At 60.7% G+C, this 18,119-nt stretch carries 18 protein-coding genes; 8 read left to right on the top strand and 10 right to left on the bottom strand.

Features of this window, described 5'->3' with window-relative positions:
• Positions 1–162 precede the first annotated feature (162 nt).
• From RBB49_RS13335 to RBB49_RS13325, 3 genes are read left to right on the top strand one after another with little or no spacing between them, the layout of a single operon-like run.
• Positions 163–1,197: a TRAP transporter substrate-binding protein gene (locus RBB49_RS13335; RefSeq protein ID WP_306143302.1), complete on the top strand. Its 1,035-nt coding sequence runs from the start codon at positions 163–165 to the stop codon at positions 1,195–1,197.
• Positions 1,197–1,706, top strand: a complete 510-nt coding sequence (locus tag RBB49_RS13330) for a TRAP transporter small permease (RefSeq protein WP_306143301.1) — start codon at positions 1,197–1,199, stop codon at positions 1,704–1,706. The genes RBB49_RS13335 and RBB49_RS13330 overlap by 1 nt, the downstream gene beginning before the upstream one ends.
• A gap of 7 nt (positions 1,707–1,713) precedes the next feature.
• Positions 1,714–3,069 carry a TRAP transporter large permease gene (locus RBB49_RS13325; RefSeq protein WP_306143300.1) on the top strand — a complete coding sequence of 452 codons (1,356 nt, stop codon included), beginning with the start codon at positions 1,714–1,716 and terminating at the stop codon, positions 3,067–3,069.
• Positions 3,070–3,074: 5 nt separating this feature from the next.
• Here the strand turns inward: RBB49_RS13325 and RBB49_RS13320 are convergent, their stop codons facing one another.
• From RBB49_RS13320 to pobA, 7 genes are read right to left on the bottom strand one after another with little or no spacing between them, the layout of a single operon-like run.
• Positions 3,075–4,388, bottom strand: coding sequence for a lyase family protein (locus tag RBB49_RS13320; RefSeq protein ID WP_306143299.1), 1,314 nt, complete (start codon positions 4,386–4,388; stop codon positions 3,075–3,077).
• A 32-nt stretch (positions 4,389–4,420) separates the two neighbouring features.
• Entirely contained in the window at positions 4,421–5,260 is an 840-nt protein-coding gene (locus RBB49_RS13315; protein WP_306143298.1) for a 3-keto-5-aminohexanoate cleavage protein, read from the bottom strand.
• A 10-nt stretch (positions 5,261–5,270) separates the two neighbouring features.
• Complete coding sequence (gene pcaG, locus RBB49_RS13310) at positions 5,271–5,891, bottom strand: protocatechuate 3,4-dioxygenase subunit alpha (protein WP_306143297.1); 621 nt, start codon at positions 5,889–5,891, stop codon at positions 5,271–5,273.
• A gap of 3 nt (positions 5,892–5,894) precedes the next feature.
• A complete protein-coding gene (pcaH, locus tag RBB49_RS13305; RefSeq protein WP_306143296.1) occupies positions 5,895–6,623 on the bottom strand; it encodes a protocatechuate 3,4-dioxygenase subunit beta in 729 nt (242 codons plus the stop codon).
• A gap of 30 nt (positions 6,624–6,653) precedes the next feature.
• A complete protein-coding gene (gene pcaC, locus RBB49_RS13300; protein ID WP_306143295.1) occupies positions 6,654–7,031 on the bottom strand; it encodes a 4-carboxymuconolactone decarboxylase in 378 nt (125 codons plus the stop codon).
• Complete coding sequence (gene pcaD / locus RBB49_RS13295) at positions 7,015–7,815, bottom strand: 3-oxoadipate enol-lactonase (RefSeq protein WP_306143294.1); 801 nt, start codon at positions 7,813–7,815, stop codon at positions 7,015–7,017. The genes pcaC and pcaD overlap by 17 nt, the downstream gene beginning before the upstream one ends.
• Positions 7,815–8,984, bottom strand: coding sequence for a 4-hydroxybenzoate 3-monooxygenase (gene pobA, locus RBB49_RS13290; RefSeq protein WP_306143293.1), 1,170 nt, complete (start codon positions 8,982–8,984; stop codon positions 7,815–7,817). The genes pcaD and pobA overlap by 1 nt, the downstream gene beginning before the upstream one ends.
• 92 nt (positions 8,985–9,076) lie before the next feature.
• Between pobA and pcaQ the strand changes: the two genes are divergently transcribed.
• The 3 genes from pcaQ to RBB49_RS13275 all read left to right on the top strand — a co-directional run bounded on the left by pcaQ (position 9,077) and on the right by RBB49_RS13275 (position 11,340).
• Positions 9,077–9,997, top strand: a complete 921-nt coding sequence (pcaQ, locus tag RBB49_RS13285; protein WP_306143292.1) for a pca operon transcription factor PcaQ — start codon at positions 9,077–9,079, stop codon at positions 9,995–9,997.
• A 214-nt stretch (positions 9,998–10,211) separates the two neighbouring features.
• A complete protein-coding gene (locus RBB49_RS13280; RefSeq protein ID WP_306143291.1) occupies positions 10,212–10,700 on the top strand; it encodes a twin-arginine translocation pathway signal in 489 nt (162 codons plus the stop codon).
• A gap of 22 nt (positions 10,701–10,722) precedes the next feature.
• Positions 10,723–11,340 carry a ferric reductase-like transmembrane domain-containing protein gene (locus RBB49_RS13275; RefSeq protein ID WP_306143290.1) on the top strand — a complete coding sequence of 206 codons (618 nt, stop codon included), beginning with the start codon at positions 10,723–10,725 and terminating at the stop codon, positions 11,338–11,340.
• A 27-nt stretch (positions 11,341–11,367) separates the two neighbouring features.
• Here the strand turns inward: RBB49_RS13275 and RBB49_RS13270 are convergent, their stop codons facing one another.
• Together RBB49_RS13270 and RBB49_RS13265 are read right to left on the bottom strand one after the other, a co-directional pair.
• A complete protein-coding gene (locus tag RBB49_RS13270; RefSeq protein ID WP_306143289.1) occupies positions 11,368–12,765 on the bottom strand; it encodes a M20 family metallopeptidase in 1,398 nt (465 codons plus the stop codon).
• 92 nt (positions 12,766–12,857) lie between these two features.
• Positions 12,858–13,817 carry a succinylglutamate desuccinylase/aspartoacylase family protein gene (locus RBB49_RS13265; RefSeq protein WP_306143288.1) on the bottom strand — a complete coding sequence of 320 codons (960 nt, stop codon included), beginning with the start codon at positions 13,815–13,817 and terminating at the stop codon, positions 12,858–12,860.
• Between the two features lie 47 nt (positions 13,818–13,864).
• On the opposite strand from RBB49_RS13265, the gene RBB49_RS13260 reads away from it, so the two are divergent.
• A complete protein-coding gene (locus RBB49_RS13260) occupies positions 13,865–15,403 on the top strand; it encodes a M81 family metallopeptidase (RefSeq protein WP_306143287.1) in 1,539 nt (512 codons plus the stop codon).
• A gap of 28 nt (positions 15,404–15,431) precedes the next feature.
• Here the strand turns inward: RBB49_RS13260 and RBB49_RS13255 are convergent, their stop codons facing one another.
• Positions 15,432–16,343, bottom strand: coding sequence for a LysR family transcriptional regulator (locus tag RBB49_RS13255; RefSeq protein WP_306143286.1), 912 nt, complete (start codon positions 16,341–16,343; stop codon positions 15,432–15,434).
• A gap of 164 nt (positions 16,344–16,507) precedes the next feature.
• On the opposite strand from RBB49_RS13255, the gene RBB49_RS13250 reads away from it, so the two are divergent.
• On the top strand, positions 16,508–18,091 hold the full coding sequence (locus RBB49_RS13250) for an ABC transporter substrate-binding protein (RefSeq protein WP_306143285.1): 1,584 nt from the start codon (positions 16,508–16,510) through the stop codon (positions 18,089–18,091).
• Positions 18,092–18,119 lie beyond the last annotated feature (28 nt).

Raw genomic sequence — 18,119 nt, 5'->3', positions numbered from 1 at the left:
ACAAATGGAAACGTGACACCCGCGAATGGGAAGCGCGGACCGGAACAAAAGGACAAGATGTCCGGTTGCACGATGGGGCAGAGTCAAGCGAGGGTCTGCCGCACGAAACACGCTGGAATGAGATTTCGGATCCTTAAGCGGGTCCCGCATGGAGGAGGAAACATGAGACATCTGAAGAACCTGGTTCTGGGGGCCGCTCTGCTGGCACTTGGCGCGACGCCCGGTGCGGCAGCGGACCACGAATTCAAGCTGCATCACTTCATCGGCGAAAAGGCACCCGCACACGCGCAGATGCTGGTGCCATGGGCGAAGCGTGTGGAGGAGAACTCCGGCGGCAAGGTCTCGATCGAGATCTACCCGGCCATGACGCTTGGCGGACGTCCGCCTGAACTGATCAACCAGGTCCGTGACGGGGTCGTTGATCTTGTCTGGACGGTGAACGGCTATACGCCCGGTTTGTTTCCGCGCTCGGAAGTGTTCGAATTGCCTGGCGTTCACAAGAACGACACGGCCGCGACGAACCTTGCCTTGAAGGAACTCTTCGAAAGTGATCTGAAGGACGACTACAAGGGTGTTGAGGTCATGTTCCTGCATGTCCATGCCGGCCAGGGCATTCACATGACCGACAGCGAGGTCCGCAAACCGTCGGACCTGGAAGGCAAGAAAATCCGCATTCCGACCCGCACCGGGGCCTGGGTGATCGAGGCGCTGGGCGCGTCGCCGGTCGCCATGCCGGTGCCCGAATTGCCTACAGCCCTTCAGAAAGGCGTCATCGACGGGGCGATGATCCCGTGGGAGATCATTCCGCCGCTCAAGATTCAGGAGCAGACGGAATATCAGATCGAGGGTGCGGACAAGGAGCGCTTCGGCACGACGGTGTTCCAGGTATCCATGAACAAGGCCCGCTGGGACGCGCTGCCCGATGATGTGAAACAGGCCTTCCGCGATGCCTCCGACGAGGTCTGGGCCAAGGAAGTCGGCGACATCTGGGCCGGAGCTGACGATTTCGGCATCGGGCTCGCAACCAAGGCCGGCAACACGCACATTACCCTGTCGCCGGAAGAAACCGCTGCCTTCAACGAGGTTCTGGCGCCGGTCGTGGACCGCTGGGTGGCGGAAGTCGGCGAGAAGGGAATCGATGGTTCTGCGCTGGTTGAAAAGGCCAGGGCGGCTGTCGCCAACAACGCGTCCAACTGATGACGGATGACACACAACAGGGCAGCTCCGGACTTGTCGGGGCTGCCAGCCGGTTGATCACGGCATGGGCCTTACTGGGTGGTTTGCTGCTCCTGGCCGTGGTTGGCGTGAACATGGTCTCGATTATCGGATCGGTTTTCGGCAAGCCGTTTCCCGGAGACTTTGAACTCACCGAGATGGGGGTGGCGGTTGCGGTCTTCGCTTTCTTGCCCTATTGCCAGCTCGTCGGGGCAAACGTGTCCGCGGATATCTTCACCTCGGGGGCATCGAAAAGAACAATCGCGTTCTTCACTCTGCTCGGATCACTTGTCGCGCTCGGCTTTGCAAGCCTGCTGATCTGGCGCATGTATTTCGGCATGCTCGACCAGAAGGAATACGACTACACGACGACCATTTTGCAGATCCCGCACTGGATCGCTTTCATTCCAATCCTCGTCTCCCTCACGTTGTTGGCCGTGGCGGCCATCGTGACGTTGCTGCGCGACGCCAGCGCTCTGGCGAAAGGATAATCACAGCATGACGGACGCACTTGTCCTCGGCCTCGGTGCGCTGGCCGTACTCGTCTTCCTGATTGCGATCCGGATTCCGATCGCCTACGCGATGATCCTGGTTGGCGGCGTCGGCACAATGATGCTGAACGGTCCGGCTCTTGTCCTCAGTCAGCTCAAGACCCTGGCCTACGGTCAGTTCTCCATTTACGACCTGTCGGTTGTGCCGATGTTCGTCCTGATGGGAGCGATCGCCTCGAAGATCGGTCTGAGCCAGGCTCTTTTCAGGGGAGCGAATGCCTGGCTCGGCTGGATGCGCGGCGGCACGGCGATGGCCGCGATTGCCGGATGTGCCGGTTTCGGGGCCGTCTGCGGGTCTTCGCTCGCAACTGCCTCCACCATGGGCAAGGTCGCGCTGCCTGAACTCCGCCGCTACAACTATTCCGGCGCGCTCGCGACAGGAACGCTGGCGGCCGGCGGTGTTCTCGGCATTCTCATTCCTCCGTCCGTGGTTCTGATCATCTACGCGGTGATCGTCGAGGCGAATATCGTCACCATGTTCATGGCGGCCTTCCTGCCGGGCATTCTGGCCGTTGTTCTGTTCTTGCTCACAATCGCGGTCTATGTCGCCATCAAACCGGCGTCGGGCCCGAAGGGCGGTGTTGCCAGCAGCACCGAGTTTGTCGAGGCAACCGTGGGCATGATCCCGGTTCTGGTGATTTTCGGGCTGGTGATCGGCGGCATCTATTTCGGTTTCTTCAATCCGACTCCGGCGGCGGCGGTCGGCGTGTTTCTCGTTCTTTTCTTCGGTCTCGTGCAGCGAAAGCTGTCCCGGCCGGACTTTGTTGCAGCACTCAAGGAAACGGCCGGAACCTCGGGCATGATCTACCTGATCATCCTCGGCGCGGAACTCTTGAAGATCTTCATGTCCCGCGTTGGACTTCCACAGGAAACGGCGGCCTGGATCGCCGGTTCCGGGCTGGAACCGATGACGGTCCTGATCATTCTGCTCGTTGCCCTGATCGTTCTCGGCTGCCTGATGGACAGCCTCTCGATGATCCTTCTGGTGATCCCGTTCTTCTGGCCGGTCCTGGTCGAGATCAACGGAGGCATCTATCAGGGAGCGGACGGTGCCGGCTTCGGCATGAGCACAGAGGATCTGAAGATCTGGTTCGGTATCCTTGCCCTTATCGTGGTGGAACTTGGCCTGATCACGCCGCCGGTCGGCATGAATGTTTTCGTGATTTCCTCGCTCGCGAGGGATACGCCGATGATCGAGACCTTCAAGGGCGTCGTGCCGTTCTTCGGAGCAGAAGTTGTCCGGGTTATCCTGCTGGTCAGTTTTCCTGCGATCACCCTGTGGCTGCCGCAGGTCCTGAGATAACCGCGTTAGCCGTCTGAACGTTTCGCAAAGATCCTGCGAGACATTTCCCTGCAGGGTGCAATGGCAGCGGCCGGATCAAGCACCGCGCTCCAGTCGATCTGGACGGAACACAGCCTGGCCAGTTCGGCAGGGAAGGGGCCATCGGCGGCTGCCGCCTGTGCGACCAGGTTCTTCGCCTCGTTCCGCGAAACGCCTGCCTTGGCGAGCGCAAAGCTCGCCGTCTCGGCCATGATTTCGGGGTTGGCGGCGAGTGTCGCACGCAACTGCGCCTCGTCTGGCCTCAGGCTTTCACAGAGTGCTTGCGCATGATTGAGCGCTGAGCCCGTCGCCAGAAACATCTGTGGCAGCATCATCCATTCAAGAGGCCATTTCGTGCCGTCACGCTCCTCCAGAGGATCGGCAGCGGCGCTAAGAGCGCTGTGCGCATGATGTGCGATTTGCGTGAGCACCTGTATGGTTTCTGCCTGAACCGGGTTCGATTTCTGCGGCATTGTCGATGACCCGCCACCGGTTCCGCTGGCAAGTTCGCCGGTATCCGAGCGGCCCATCATGATCAGGTCGCTCGCCAGCTTGGAGAGCGCGGCGCAAATGCGTTGCAGCCAGCCGGACAGAAGCAGGATCGGTGTTCTGTTTGTGTGCCAGGAGGGGGCATCCGAAAGCCCGAGTTCCGAGGCCAGGGCCTCTGCGACGCGGGTTCCGTCGGGCGCGATCGCGCTGTTGACGCCTGATGCGCCGCCGAACTGGACCTTGAGGGCATTCTGGCGGAGTGCGGCCATTTCGTTGCGGGCATCGATCAGCGGATGCGCCCACTGCGCGATCCGGTATCCCAATGTCACGGGCGTTGACACCTGGCTGCGGGTGCGCCCCGCCAGAAGCAGATCCGCGTGGGTGTCGCTCTGGGTTTCGAGGGTGTCGATAAGGTGGTCGAGCCGGTCTTGCAATGTATCGAGTGCGGCCTTGAACTGGAGCATCTGCGCCGTGTCCATGACGTCCTGACTGGTTGCGCCCCAGTGCAGCCAGGTCCCGGCTTCTTCGCCCGCGATCCCGCGCAATTCGGTGACGAGAGCGGGCACTGGAACGCCTGCAGCCATGGTGCCAGCACGCAAGCTGGCCGGATCAAGAGAGGCATTGCGAAGGCGGTCGTCGATCACCTTGGCCGCGTCAGAGGGAATGAGGCCAAGCCGCCCCTGAACCACGGCAAGAGCCTGTTCGAAACGGATCATCTGGGCGATGTCGCCGTCATCGCCAAACAGGAGTGCAAGGTCCTCGTCGGAAAAGAGCCCGGAATGGATTTGGCTGGTAAACAGGGAAAGGGGCATGGCTCTCAACTACCGGGGTCCGTACCCCGAGGTCAAGCCGCGGCCTTTGGCGGCAGGTCCAGGATTTCGCGGGCCTGCTGCCAGGTCGCGACCGGGCGCTCGTATTTTTCGCAAAGATCCGCTGTCCGTTTTACCAGCGCGGCGTTCGACGGCGCGAGTGTTTCCCGGTCGAAACGGACATTGTCCTCAAGCCCGGTCCGGGTGTGTCCACCGGCAGCAATGCTCCATTCATTGACGGTCAGCTGGTTCCGCCCGATACCCGCTGCGCACCAGTCCGCATCCGGAACCAGACGTTCCACAGTCTTGATGTAGTAGTCGAAGACATCTCGGTCGACCGGCATGGCATTCTTCACGCCCATCACGAATTGCACGTAAAGCCGCCCGGGGATCCTGCCGTCCTTGTTCATGGCCGCCGCCTGGTGGATATGGCTGAGGTCGAAGGCCTCGATCTCGGGTTTGACCGTGTTGGTCCGCATCTCGCTCGCTAGCCAGTCAACCAGATCCGGCGGGTTCTCGTAGACGCGCGTCGGAAAATTGTTGGACCCCACCGACAGCGAAGCCATGTCCGGTTTGAGAGGCAGCATGCCGCCACGGGCTTCTCCCGCACCTGAGCGGCCTCCGGTCGAAAACTGGATGATCATGCCGGGGCAGTGCTTTTCCAGGCCTTCTTTCAGCCGGGCGAACTTTTCCGGGTCCGAGGTCGGCGACTGATCGTCGTTGCGCACATGCGCGTGAACGATGGCGGCACCGGCCTCGAAGGCCTCGTGCGTGCTTTCAAGCTGCTCGGCGACCGTGATCGGCACGGCGGGATTGTTTTCTTTTCTCGCCACCGATCCGGTGATGGCAACACAGATGATGCAGGGCTTTGTCATTGTTCTTAACTCAGATGTCGAAGAAGACCGTCTCGCCCTCTCCCTGGAGTTTGATGTCAAACCGGTAAACGATTTTGCCGTCCCGTTCACGTCTTTTCGCAATCAGCGTGGCCCGGCGGCGTTCCCATTCGATGAGGTTCAGCACCGGGTCCTTGGCGTTTGCGTCTGTCTCGTCGTCGAAATACATGCGCGTGTTCAGGCCGATATTGATGCCGCGGGACACCAGCCAAAGGCTCAGGTGCGGCGCCTGGACGCCTCCGTTGCGGCCGGGGCAGGGGCCCGGTTTGATTGTGTCGAAGCCCCATTCGCCGGTCTCGAAATCGGTAATGACACGCCCCCAGCCACGGAACCCGTCTTCAACCGGCCCGCCGCCTTCCGGATGTGCGAAGTTTCCGTCCGCATTTGCCTGCCAGACTTCCAGCAGCACATCCTTGATCGGTGATCCCATGCCGTCGGTCACGGCACCCTCGATGCGGATGCGTTCGCCTTTGGCATTCGGCCCGGCAATGTCCCAACCGAGTTCGTGCTCATAGATATCGAACCCGGCCGCGCCCGGGGCCAGGCCGATATGAACGTATGGCCCCGCCGTTTGCGAGGCCGATTCCTTCAGATAGGAAAGTTCCTGCGGCATGTTTCAGTTCCCTTCCAGCCGGTTCTCGAACAGGGTCGAGCGGCGTCCGCGCAGAACGATGTCGAACCTGTAGGCGATCGTGTCCAGCGGGATGGTGGCGTTGAGATCCAGTTTCGCCGTCAGCTGCGCGATCGCGTCAGGGTCGGGAATGGTGTTGACGATCGGACAGATCGGTATTAGCGGATCGCCCTCGAAGTAGCACTGGGTGATGAGCCGCTGACAGAAAGCGGAGCCGAAAATCGACACGTGTACATGCGCCGGCCTCCAATTGTTCACCCGGTTCCGCCAGGGATAAGCCCCCGGTTTCACCGTCCGGAAGTGGTAGTAGCCCTCTTCGTCGGTCAGTGTCCGGCCACAGCCGCCGAAATTCGGGTCGATCGGAGCCAGGTAAGTGTCCTTCCTGTGCCGGTAGCGACCACCGGCATTGGCCTGCCAGATTTCGATAAGCGTATTGGGAACCGGTCTGGCATTCTCGTCGAGCACGCGGCCGTGCAGGATGATGCGTTCCCCGATCGCGCTTTCGCCGGGCTTGGCATAGTTGTGCAAAAGGTCCTTATCGAGCGGGTCGATGTCGGTCTGGCCGAATACCGGGCCGGTAATCTCCGAGACCGTGTTCTCCAGGCTGATCAGGGCATATTGCGGTGAACGCGAAACGGACGTCTTGTAGTCCGGCGTCAGCGCAGGCGGCTGACGGTCGCGGTCGCGCTGATGATATTCACCCGGTTTGAGCATCGGTTCCTCTCCTAAGGTGCCGCCAAAGCCTTATTCGGCTTCCATCTCGGCATATGTCTGTTTGGCAAGTTTCAGGGCCTGGTTGGCGCGTGGCACGCCGGCGTAGATGGCCACGTGCTGAAAGGCCTCCAGAACATCCTGCTTGCTTGCTCCCGTGCGCTGCGTCGCCCGGATGTGCATCGGGATTTCCTCGAAGTTACCGAGTGCGGCCAGCAGCGCAAGCGTGAGCATGGAGCGTTCACGCGCGCTGATGCCTTCGGACGACCACACTGTTCCCCAGGCCCCCTCGGTAATCAGCGTCTGGAAAGGCTGGTCCAGATCCGTCTTGCAGCTTTCCGCCTTGTCGACATGGTCATCGCCGAGGACAGCGCGGCGCACGTCCATGCCGCGTTCATACCGTTCCGACATGGAGATCCTCCTTCAGGAAAGTCATGAGATGGCCCGCATAGATCTCGGGACACTCCACGCAGGGCAGGTGACCTGCCGTGGCAATCTCGACGAACCGGCTGCCCGGCACGAGTTCCGTCGTGGCCTTCACGACACCGGACGGGCTGGCGAGGTCATGTTCGCCGCCGATACCGAGAACCGGGAGAGCGAGGCCGGATGTGGAGGCCGTAAGGTCGCTCGCCGCCAATGCGGCGCTGCAGCCGATGTAACCGTCCGCGGGCGTCCGGGTCAGCATGTTTCGCCACAGGACAGCTTCGTCCGAGGTGCGGAACGTTTCTCCGAACCAGCGTTCGAGAATTGCGTCCGCCATCGAGTCAATTCCGCCAGCCCGGATGCGCTCGATCCGCTCTTCCCACATCTGTGCGGTTCCCATCTTGGCCGCGCTGTTGGAAAGAACGAGGCCCTTAACCAGCCCGGGGCGGCGGCTGGCGAGGAGTTGCCCGATACAGCCGCCTATGGAAAGACCGACGAAAATACAACCGGTTACGCCGATCTCCTGCAGAAACTCTTCAGTATCTTCACAAAGTGCTTCCATCGAATAGGGCGGTTTCGGGCAGGAGGACAGACCGTGACCTCTTTTGTCGAAACGGATCAGGCGAACGCCAGACGAGGGCAACAGGGCGATCACTTTGTCCCAGAGGCGGAGATCCGTGCCGAGCGAGTTGGCAAAAACGACCGGAATTCCATCCGGATCACCATCCTCCCGCCAGTGCAGGTCTACAGATTTGAGCCGTGCGATCCTCATCAGTAGGGCAGTCCCACATAGTTCTGCGCAAACCACCTCTGCGCGGTTTCATTGTAGTGAAGAGACTCGATTTCCGCCCTCTGCATCTTGAGGTCAAACGGTGTCTGATCCGGGAAGCGATGTAGCAGATTGGTCGTTGACCAACTGAAGCGCTCCGCCTTCCAGACCCGCGCGAGAGCTCTTTCCGAGTAGCGCTCGATGCCTTCGCTGTCATTGTCCCGGTAGTGCTGAACCAGGGCTTCGTAAAGGTAGTGCACGTCCGACGCTGCCGTATTCAATCCCTTCGCACCCGTCGGCGGCACGATATGGGCGGCATCGCCGCACAGGAACAGACGGCCCCAGCGCATCGGTTCGGTAACAAAGGAACGCAACGGTGCGATCGATTTTTCAATGGAAGGTCCGGTGACCAGCTTTTCAGCGATTGCGTCCGGCAGACGCCGTTTCAACTCGTCCCAGAAGGCGTCATCACTCCAGTTCCCGACTTTGTCGGACAGGTCGCACTGCACGTAGTAGCGCGACAGGTTCTCGTTTCGCATCGAGCACAGGGCAAATCCGCGGGTCGAATTGGCGTAAATCAGCTCCTCGTGGACCGGCGGTGTTTCGGACAGGATGCCGAGCCAGCCGAACGGGAAGACCTTTTCATATTCCCTGCGCACCGTTTCCGGGATCGTCTTGCGGCTGATCCCGTGAAAGCCGTCGCAACCGGCGACGAAGTCGCAATCGAGCCGCTGAGTGCTGCCTTCCGCATGAAACGTGACGCAGGGCGCATCCCGGTCCGCGTCGTGGATCTCGACGTTTTCAACTTCGAACATCGTCTTCGCACCGACGGCGGCTCGCGCATCGTAGAGGTCGTGCGTGACTTCCGTCTGGCCATACACGATGACGTTCTGTCCGATCAGTTCCTGAAAGTTGATGTCGAACATCTCGTTTTCGTAGGAAATGCAGGTTCCGTGGTGCACGAAACACTCGCGGTCCATGCGCTCCGCCACGCCGGCTTCGCGCATCATGTTGACAAGGCCGGTTTCCAGGATGCCTGCCCGAATGCGCGCGAGGACATAATCCCGCGTCTTACGTTCGAGAATGACCGTCTCGATGCCGTGTTTGTGGAGCAGCTGTCCGAGCAGCAGACCCGAGGGTCCGCCGCCTACAATGACAACCTGAGTTCGCATGCATTCCTCCTCTGTTGCCTCCATATTGAATGTCCGAAATTGAGAAGTAAAATGAGATAACAAGCCTTTTTGTTTCTGGAATTGGAAACTAAATGATCGACCGGCGTATCAAGTTCCGTCACATCCAGTGTTTTGTGGAGATCGCACATGAGCGCAGCCTGAAGCTGGCCGCCGACAAGCTGTCGCTCACGCAACCGGCGATTTCCAAGACGTTGAAGGAACTTGAGGAAATCATCGGCGCATCCCTGATGACGCGGAACAGGGCGGGTATTGCCCTTACGAAGCAGGGCAAGGTGTTTCTGCATTTCGCCCAGATCTCGCTCGCGAGCCTGCAGCAGGGACTGGACGGCGTGGAAAAGGAGGGTGAACACGCGCGTGCCACCTTGAAGGTGGGCGCGTTGCCGAGCGTTGCCGCGAGTTTCATACCGCCGCTTATCCGAGAATTCTCCGACCTGGCACCGAACGTTCTGGTCAAGATCATGGACGGTCCCCACGGTTTTCTCATCGAGAGGCTGAAACTCGGTGAGCTGGACCTCGTGATCGGGCGTCTGGGCCGCCCCGACTCCATGGAAGGCGTATCCTTCACGCAGCTTTACTCTGAGCGGGTCGATCTGGTCGTGCGCAAGGGTCACCCGCTGCTCGCCAATCCCGACGTGAAGCGCATCGTTGATTGGCCAGTGATCTATCCGCCTGAAGGCGCTGCGATCCGCCCGCTGGTCGAACGCTTCATGATCGCGAACGGGGTGGGCGAAATTCCCCACCGCATCGAGAGCGTCTCGGGCGCATTCGGGCGTCTTTATACCCGCCAGACAGATGCCGTCTGGATCATCTCGTCCGGCGTGGTCCAGACAGAAACCGAAGACGGCTCGCTCGTTCGCCTGCCTTTTGACAGCGATATCACGAAGGGGCCGGTCGGGTTGATGACGCGGCCCAATGCACCGCAATCGCCGGAAGTGCAGATTCTCATGCTTGCGGTTCAATCGGTCATCAAGGACCTGTCTCTGTCGTCGTGAAACTTTGCCTGTGCAGGTTGCCGGCACGAGGACCGGGTCGGAAAACCGGGTCGTGGCGGGGGCTTTTGCAGCGCATTCACGAAACCGTGAGCCTGTTTGCAGCTGGTCCTGGCCGCACGGTCTCGGAAATCGACACAATCGCCCTATATCTCGGCAGAAATGAGCCGCCGAGAAAGACCGGGCGGCACACGCCCTTTCCGATAGGAGACCGCAGATGACCAACGACCTGTTCACCCGCCGGAAGCTGCTCGCCGCAGGGAGCGCTGTTGCGGTGACCGGGATGTCCGGCCTGATTGTGCCCGCCCGCGCCCAGGGCCTCTCACCGACGCGCTCGATGCGCGGCGGGTCCAACAACTACCGGCCGGGCGCGCCCATTGTCGACCGGATTGGTGGCGGTGGCTTCTGGATGTCCGGAACCGTGCGCCGTGCCGGTGACGGTGTCCCGCTCGCCGGTCAGCGCATCCAGATCTGGGCGCACACGACCGAGGGGCATGAGCGCGACGCGCGCAGTCACGGAGCGACCCTGACGGACGAAAACGGCGTCTTCCGTCTCGAAATGCCCCAGATCGTTCCGGCTTTCGGACAGCCGCATGCGCATCTGGCCTATGACAGCGACGAATTTGAGACCGTCTTTTTGAGGCCGGTCATGCCGAGCGCAAAGGACACCAGCCTCGAAGCGCATTTCGTGCTTCAGCCTGCCTGATCGCCGGGGATATCGAATTTCGATGCGGTTGCGCGCGATCCTGATCTGGGTTGCCCTGGCAGCTATTGTGCTTGTGCCGATTGTGGCGGCGGCGCAAAGCCCGCTGCTCCAGTGGCGTCAGCCGGTCTACATAGCAGCCGGTTTTGCCGGAATTCTCGCGCTGGTTCTTCTTGTGGTCCAGCCGCTGCTGGCTGGCGGGTACCTGCCCGGGCTCTCTGCCATGCGCGGCCGCGTCCTTCACCGTTGGACGGGCACCGTTCTGGTCCTCGTTGTGATTGTCCATGTCGCCGGTCTTTGGGTCACCAGCCCGCCGGATGTCATCGACGCCCTGCTGTTCCGTTCGCCGACACCGTTCTCCGTTTGGGGGGTGCTTGCGATGTGGGCAGTGTTCCTGAGCGCGTTGCTCGCGCTGTTTCGCAGGAAACTGAGGTTGCGGCCGCGCACATGGCGGCTTGCCCACACGGCATTTGCGCTCGTGATTGTTGCGGGCACGGTGATCCACGCCCTGCTGATCGAGGGGACCATGGAAACCACGAGCAAGGTCGTCCTGTGCGGTGTCGCCGTGATCGCATTCCTCAAGGTTGTTGCCGACCTCAGGCTTTTGCCGCTCCGTTTGAAAAGAACACAGGAAAAAGCCTGAGCGCAGGCTGTTCGTGTCACCGCGCGGTCAGGGAAAACCGTCGCCAAGATCCCAGAACAGGCCGGTCATCATCTCCAGGCCTTCTTTCAAAAGGGGCGGCAGGACATGCTCGTCCGGGGCATGCTGGGAGCATCCGGTATAGCTGTGCGGCACCCAGAGCGTCGGCATGCCGATGATGTTGAGAAAGATGTCGTTCGGAAGAGAACCGCCGGCATTCGGGATCACGGTCACTGTTTTTCCGGTCGTCCGTTCGATCGACTGCACCGCCCAGTCCACGGCCGGGTGTTCCGGGTCAAGGCGCGAGGCACGCAGCATCGACATTCGTGCCGGCTCGACCGTGATGCCTTCGAAACCTTCATCCGCAAGGTGCTTGCGGATCAGCGGTATGAACGTATCGGGATCGGTATCGACGACAAAACGTATCTGGCAGATGGCTTCCGCAAAGGGCGGCACGGCGTTTTGCGGCTTTTCCGGATCGCCGGTGATGAAGGAGAGGACCTCGAACGTATTCCAGCCGAAGACCTTCTCCGCGCTGGTGAGCCCGGCTTCTCCCCACCAGGGATCGATTTGAGGATCCCCGGGACCGGAGGTGACCGTTATCTTGCCGAGCGCATCGCGCACCGAATTCTTGATACGCTCCGGTTTCAGGCCGGGATGCCGCACTTCGCCGGTCCGGCTGACCAGGGTGGTGAGAGCATGCATGAGCACGATCGCCGGGTTGGCGAGCAGGCCGCCCCAGTTGCCGGAATGGTGGCCGCCGTCGCGATAGTCCAGGCGGAACCGGATATTCAAGGCACCGCGCGTGCCTAGCTTGATGTCGGGCCCGTCCGTTGAAAACCGGGGGCCGTCGGAGGCAATCAGGAGATCGGCCGCCAGCATGTCCCGGTTTGTCCGGCAGAACTCGGCCAGCCCGGGTGATCCCATTTCCTCAGCCATTTCGATCAGGAAGGTGACGTTGTATCCAAGATGTCCGCGTGTCTCGATGACATGGCGCATCGCTTCCATGTTGATGGCGTGCTGGGATTTGTTATCCGCGGTTCCGCGTCCGTACCAGCGTTCGCCGGAAGGCAACTGCACCGTCTCCAGCGACCAGGGATCAAATCCGTCGCGCCAGCGGCCTTCTTCCCCGGGCACGGTGTCGCCGTGGCCGTAGCTGAAAAGGGTCGGCAGCGACGGGTCTTCAATGCGCTTTGCCACCAGAAACGGCGCGCGTTCAAGCATCTTGTTGGGATGGATCTCGATCTCGAATCCCATGGACTCGAACCGCGCGCGCATCAGGTGATCCAGGTAGTTTTTCAGATCGTCCTCGTACTCTTCTTCGCGGCTTGAAGTCCGGATCGCGACCTGCTCGGCCAGATCGCTGAGAAAGCGGCCGTCGTTGAAATAGGTCGCCGCTGCTTTGATCGCGGTCTCGCGCGTAGACATCGTCTGATCCCTTGTGGTGTCGTGTGTGTCGGAATGGTCCTGCGGGCAGGTATCGAAGGGGAGGTGAATCTGAAGTCCGTGAGACTATGGAATCACGGGTCGCGCCGCGCAAGTCTGACCGCCGTCTGTCCGCGCCAGAGACGCTTCGAAGGCATGATCAGCATGAGATTGTCTTCTTTCGTCAACACGGGTTCCTCGCCGTCGTGGCCAAGAAGAGTTCCTTTCTCGGCTATGATTTCACCGCCCGTGAAGGGTTTTTCAAACACAAATGCCTCGTTCCTGATGGTAACGGCTTCGATCACCGTAAAGGCCTCTTGCGGTTTTGGTGTCTCGGTAAATTCAGCCAGAATGTCCTTGGAAAGCGTGCCGGTCGCCACCAGGAACCGGGCAGCCGATTCTCTGGCAAGAAGCCCGGCCTCGGCTTCCCAGTGCTGACCGCATTCGATGAGCAGGGCGGTGTTCGGCGCATTTGGATCATCGAAAGCGCCGTAGTCGCGCATTCGGCGTCCTGCTGCATGCCCGGCATCGCCGACGACCCGCTCCGGAACACCGACCGATGCCGCCAGTGCCTTGGCGCGTGCATGCCGCCCCGACATCATCAGGGGAGGCGCAAGATGCTGCATGCTGTGGATGTCCAACAGGTAATCCATTCCCTCAAGGGCCGGGCGGACCTCTCTGGCACGGCTTAGTTCGACGCTGTCACGGTCCCCTTCAAGCACGTCGATGTCCCATACCCGGTTGAAATCCTCGTCGATCCACCGCGTGGCATTCGGGTCAGCCGGATCGAACGCTTCGTAGGCGGCAATATTCATGAAGGCAATCGTCAGGGACCCCATAGCGGGCCGGGTGTCCCGCTGAAGCAACCAGTCGAGTGCGATCGCACCACAAGGTTCGTTGCCGTGGACGATCGCGCTGAGCATGACATTCGGGCCGGGTTCGCCACTGTCGAAACGCCAGACATAGGGGATACCGGTATTGCCTGTCCGGTAAGCCGACAGGTCCGGCGGTGTCAGTTCAACCTGGTATTCGTTCGGAATGTTGATTTCGGCCATGAGATCGTGCTCCTGTTGCAGGACTATCTAGGTACGGAGGAGTTTCGGTGAGGGAACCCAAGGTTGCGCTGTTGGGCATGATACTGGAATCGAACAGGTTCTCGCGCCCGGCAGATGAGAATGATTTCCGGTCCCTGACCTGGCTTGAGAAAGAAGCGCTTCTCGACGAAGCCCGCGCCGCAACGCCGTCTCTCGCCACGGAGTTCGCCGCATTCGTTCGCGCGATGGACGCCACCGGTCCGTGGCACCCGGTTCCCTGTACCCTGGCGGCGAGCCACCCGGCAGGGCCTGTCGAGCGGAGTGTCTTTGAGACGATTGCGGGCACCATCGAAAACCAGCTTGCCGCTGCCGGACCTCTCGACGCGGTCTATATCTGCAATCATGGGGCCATGGTGGCCGAGCACACGCATGATCCCGACGGCGATCTGATGGCGCGGGTTCGGGCCGCCGTTGGCCCAGAGGCCCTGATCGTCAGCACGCTGGATCTCCACGGCAACATCTCGCCGAAGATGGTCGATGCGTGTGACCTGATTGTCGGTTACCGGACAAACCCCCACGTCGACATGATCGAGCGCGGCGAAGAGGCCGCGTTTTGCCTGAGGCGTTGCCTTGCGTCCGGCACGCGCCCGCAGCTCGCGCTCGCAAAGCCGCCGATCGTGCCGGCGTCTGTTTCCCTTCTGACGGCCGAAGCACCCTATGGCGAACTGATCGATTACGGTCAGCGACGTCAGGCCGAGCTTGGGGGAGCCATCTTGAATGTCTCCGTGTTCGGCAATTTCATTTTCTCCGACACGCCCGACAACGGCGTGAGCGTGGTCGTGACGGCGCGGAGCGATCTGGAGACAGCGCAACAGCTGGCTGCCGAGATCGCGCAGCGCGCCTGGTCCGAGCGCGAAAGCTTCGTCCGCACCTTGAGCACTGTGGATCAGGCCGTTGCGATGGCACGCGATCCGGCCGGCCCTCCGGTCATTTATTCGGACGCAGGCGACAATCCGGGGGGAGGAGGGTCGGGCAAGACCACCGAATTGCTCGCAGCCCTGCATGCGTCCGGAGCTCAAGATGTCCTCTACGGATCGTTCTTCGATCCGGACCTTGCGGCAGAAGCTCATCGCCTGGGTGTGGGGGCCGAATTCACGGCGGTTTTCAACCGCCACAAAGGTAGCGCTGCCTGGGAAAACTGGGACAGGAAGTTCGACGCACCAGCCAGGGTTCTCGCGCTGCATGACGGCGATGTTGTCGGCGAACGCGGCATGACCAGCGGGCGGCAGATGCAGCTCGGGCCTTGTGCGGCGCTTGAGCTCAACGGCATTCGCGTTGTTGTGATTTCCGACCGGGCGCAGACGGCCGACCCGGTTTTCTTCCATATGCTGGGTCTTCAAATCGAGAGCGCCCGGTGTGTCGTCGTGAAGTCCCGTGGACACTTTCGCGCAGGTTTTTCCCGGTGGTTCGCACCAGAGCAGGTCTTCGAAATCGACACGGGGGGACTGACGAGCCCCGTGCTGGAGCGCTGGACCTTTGAATTCATACCCCGGCCGAGCTTTCCGCTGGATCCTGATGCGCTGTGGAAGGATACCGGCCAAGGCTAGGCTCCGGCCGTATGAATGAATACGTACACTAAACGATCTCCGAATATTCATCCGGAGGCGTGGTGACCTTGACATATTCCATGAATTGCCGCGCGAGTTCGGATGGCTGACGGCCCGAAGGCAGCACGAAGCTGGTGTTGTACGTGATCGGGGCGTCGAAGGGCCTGACGGTGATGTTGGGCATGCCGCCCGACAGAACCGGAAACGGGTTCAGAAGGGTGACGCCGAGACCTTCGCGGACGAGTTCGATCGCCGCCATGTTGGTCGCGGTTTCCGCGACAGTGCGCGGGCGCACGCCGGCGCGCGCAAAAACCTGCTCGGTGATCGCCCGGGTGCCCAGGCGGCGCAGGAACTCGATCAGTTCCACATCCTCAAGATCCGACGGTCTGATGATGTCCTTCTTGGCAAGGGGGTGCCCGCTCGGCATCGCGCAGACGACATGCGAACGACGCCAGGGCACGAGCGTCACACCGGAGCGCTGGATCATCGCGCTGGTAAGACCAAGATCGTAGCGCAGGTCGAGAATGCCCGAGACCAGCACGTCGGTGGCCTGAATATCGAGTTGCAGGCTCTTGCCCGGGTTCTGCTTGAGGAAGGCAGCCACCCTTTGAATGACGAAGTTGTGGGCAAGCGTCGGCGGGACGATCAATCGCAGCGGTTCTTCGTCTGCGGCTGCCCATTCAGCGCCCTCGATCCGCGCAAGCGTCTCAAAGAGAGGATCGAGTTGTGCATTCAGCCGGAGAGCCGCCGCCAGGGGTTCAATCCGCCCGGAGGTACGCAGGAACAGTTTTCGGCCGACCCGCTGTTCCAGCTGGCCGAGTGCGCGGCTGACGGAGGATTGAGAGACGCCAAGCCTGCGAGCGGCGGCAAGTGTGGTGCCTGTCGTTACCAGGGCGCGCAAGGCTTCCATTTCGCGCAGTCTGTGACGATGTCCTGCCATGAATTGCTGTTCCGGATGCTGGAGGTCCTAAAGTTGAATTACCCTATGCAAAAATGGATATATTTTAATATTGGCAATGAGTTTTTCGCAAGATAACATCTTTTTCATTGTGCGGCATAACATCCGGAAAAGGACACCGCACTTTCCGAGGGAGTTAGGAAATCATGAGAAGATTCAAGATTTTAGCTGCCGCTACGGTAAGCGCTCTGGCGCTCGTGACCGGAGCAGCCCATGCAGAGAAACTGACCATCGGCCTGGCCTCGGAGCCGACGTCGATGGACCCCCACTTTCATAATCTCGGGCCGAACAATGCCATGTCGGTCCACATGTTTGATCGGCTGATCGCCCAGGATGAAAAACAACGTCTGTCGCCCGGACTTGCCGTTTCCTGGAAGCCGATCGACGATCTGACCTGGGAATTCAAGTTGCGCGAAGGCGTGAAGTTTCACGACGGCAGCGATTTCAACGCGGACGATGTCATCTGCACGATGGAGCGCGCACCCGACGTCCCCAACTCCCCGTCAGGCTACGGCACCTATCTGAAGGGCAAGACCTTCAAGAAGATCGATGACTACACTGTGCATGCGATCACCGAAGCGCCTTACCCGCTGATGGCGAACGATATTTCCACGATCCCGGTCATTTCCGACAGTGCCGGGTGTGGCGCTGCGACGGAGGATTTCAACGCCGGAACGGCCGCCGTCGGAACGGGTCCGTTCAAGTTTTCCAGCTACAAGCCCGGCGAGAGCATCACGTTCGTGCGCAACGACGACTACTGGGGCGATGCACCAACCTGGAGCGAAGTCGAATTCCGTCCGATCAAGTCCGGCCCGAGCCGTGTTGCTGCGCTGCTGGCCGGTGATGTCGACATGATCGCCGGCGTTCCGACAACCGATATTTCCACGCTTGAAGGCAAGGATGACATCCAGCTCAGCCAGGGCGTGTCGAACCGTGTCATCTACCTTCACATGGACCAGTTCCGCGAGAATTCGCCATTTGTCAAAGGCAATGACGGCAGCGACATCAAGAACCCGCTGATGGATCAGCGTGTCCGGCTGGCGATCTCCAAGGCCATCAATCGCGATGCCATCGTCGAGCGTGTCATGGAGGGTGTTGCGATCCCGGCCGGTCAGCTTCTGCCGGAAGGTTTCTTCGGTGTATCCGACAAGTTGCAGCCTGAGGGCTACGACCCGGAAGCTGCCAAGGCACTGCTTGCCGAAGCCGGCTACCCGGACGGCTTCCAGATGACCATTCACGGCCCGAATGACCGTTACATCAACGATGCCAAGATTGCCGAGGCAATCGGTCAGATGCTGACCCGCATCGGCATCAAAACCGCGGTCGAGACAATGCCGAGATCGGTCTATTTCGGACGTGCGTCGCGTGGCGGTGCCGACGGCCTTCCCGAGTTCAGCTTCATCCTGGTCGGCTGGGGTGCCGGGTCCGGCGAGGCATCGTCTCCGCTGAAATCCCTGATCCACACCTATGACAAGGACAAGGGTTTCGGGTCCTCGAACCGTGGCCGTCACTCCAATGCCGAGATCGACGCCCTGATCGAGGAAGCGCTGCGGACCGTCGACGATGAGAAACGCCAGGATCTGCTTGCGCAATCGACGGAGATGGCGATCGAGAACGTCGCGATTATCCCGACGCACTTCCAGGTCAATACTTGGGCGGCCAAGAAAGGCCTGAAATACACCCCAAGGACTGACGAATACACCCTCGCCATGGGTGTCGTGAAGGAATGATCCCTCCCTGCCGGGTCGCCGTCATCGG

This window comes from Roseibium sp. MMSF_3412, from assembly GCF_030733265.1.
GTDB lineage: Bacteria > Pseudomonadota > Alphaproteobacteria > Rhizobiales > Stappiaceae > Roseibium.
The sequence above is the reverse complement of the archived record's forward strand: the minus strand, read 5'-3'. Positions and strand labels throughout refer to the sequence as shown.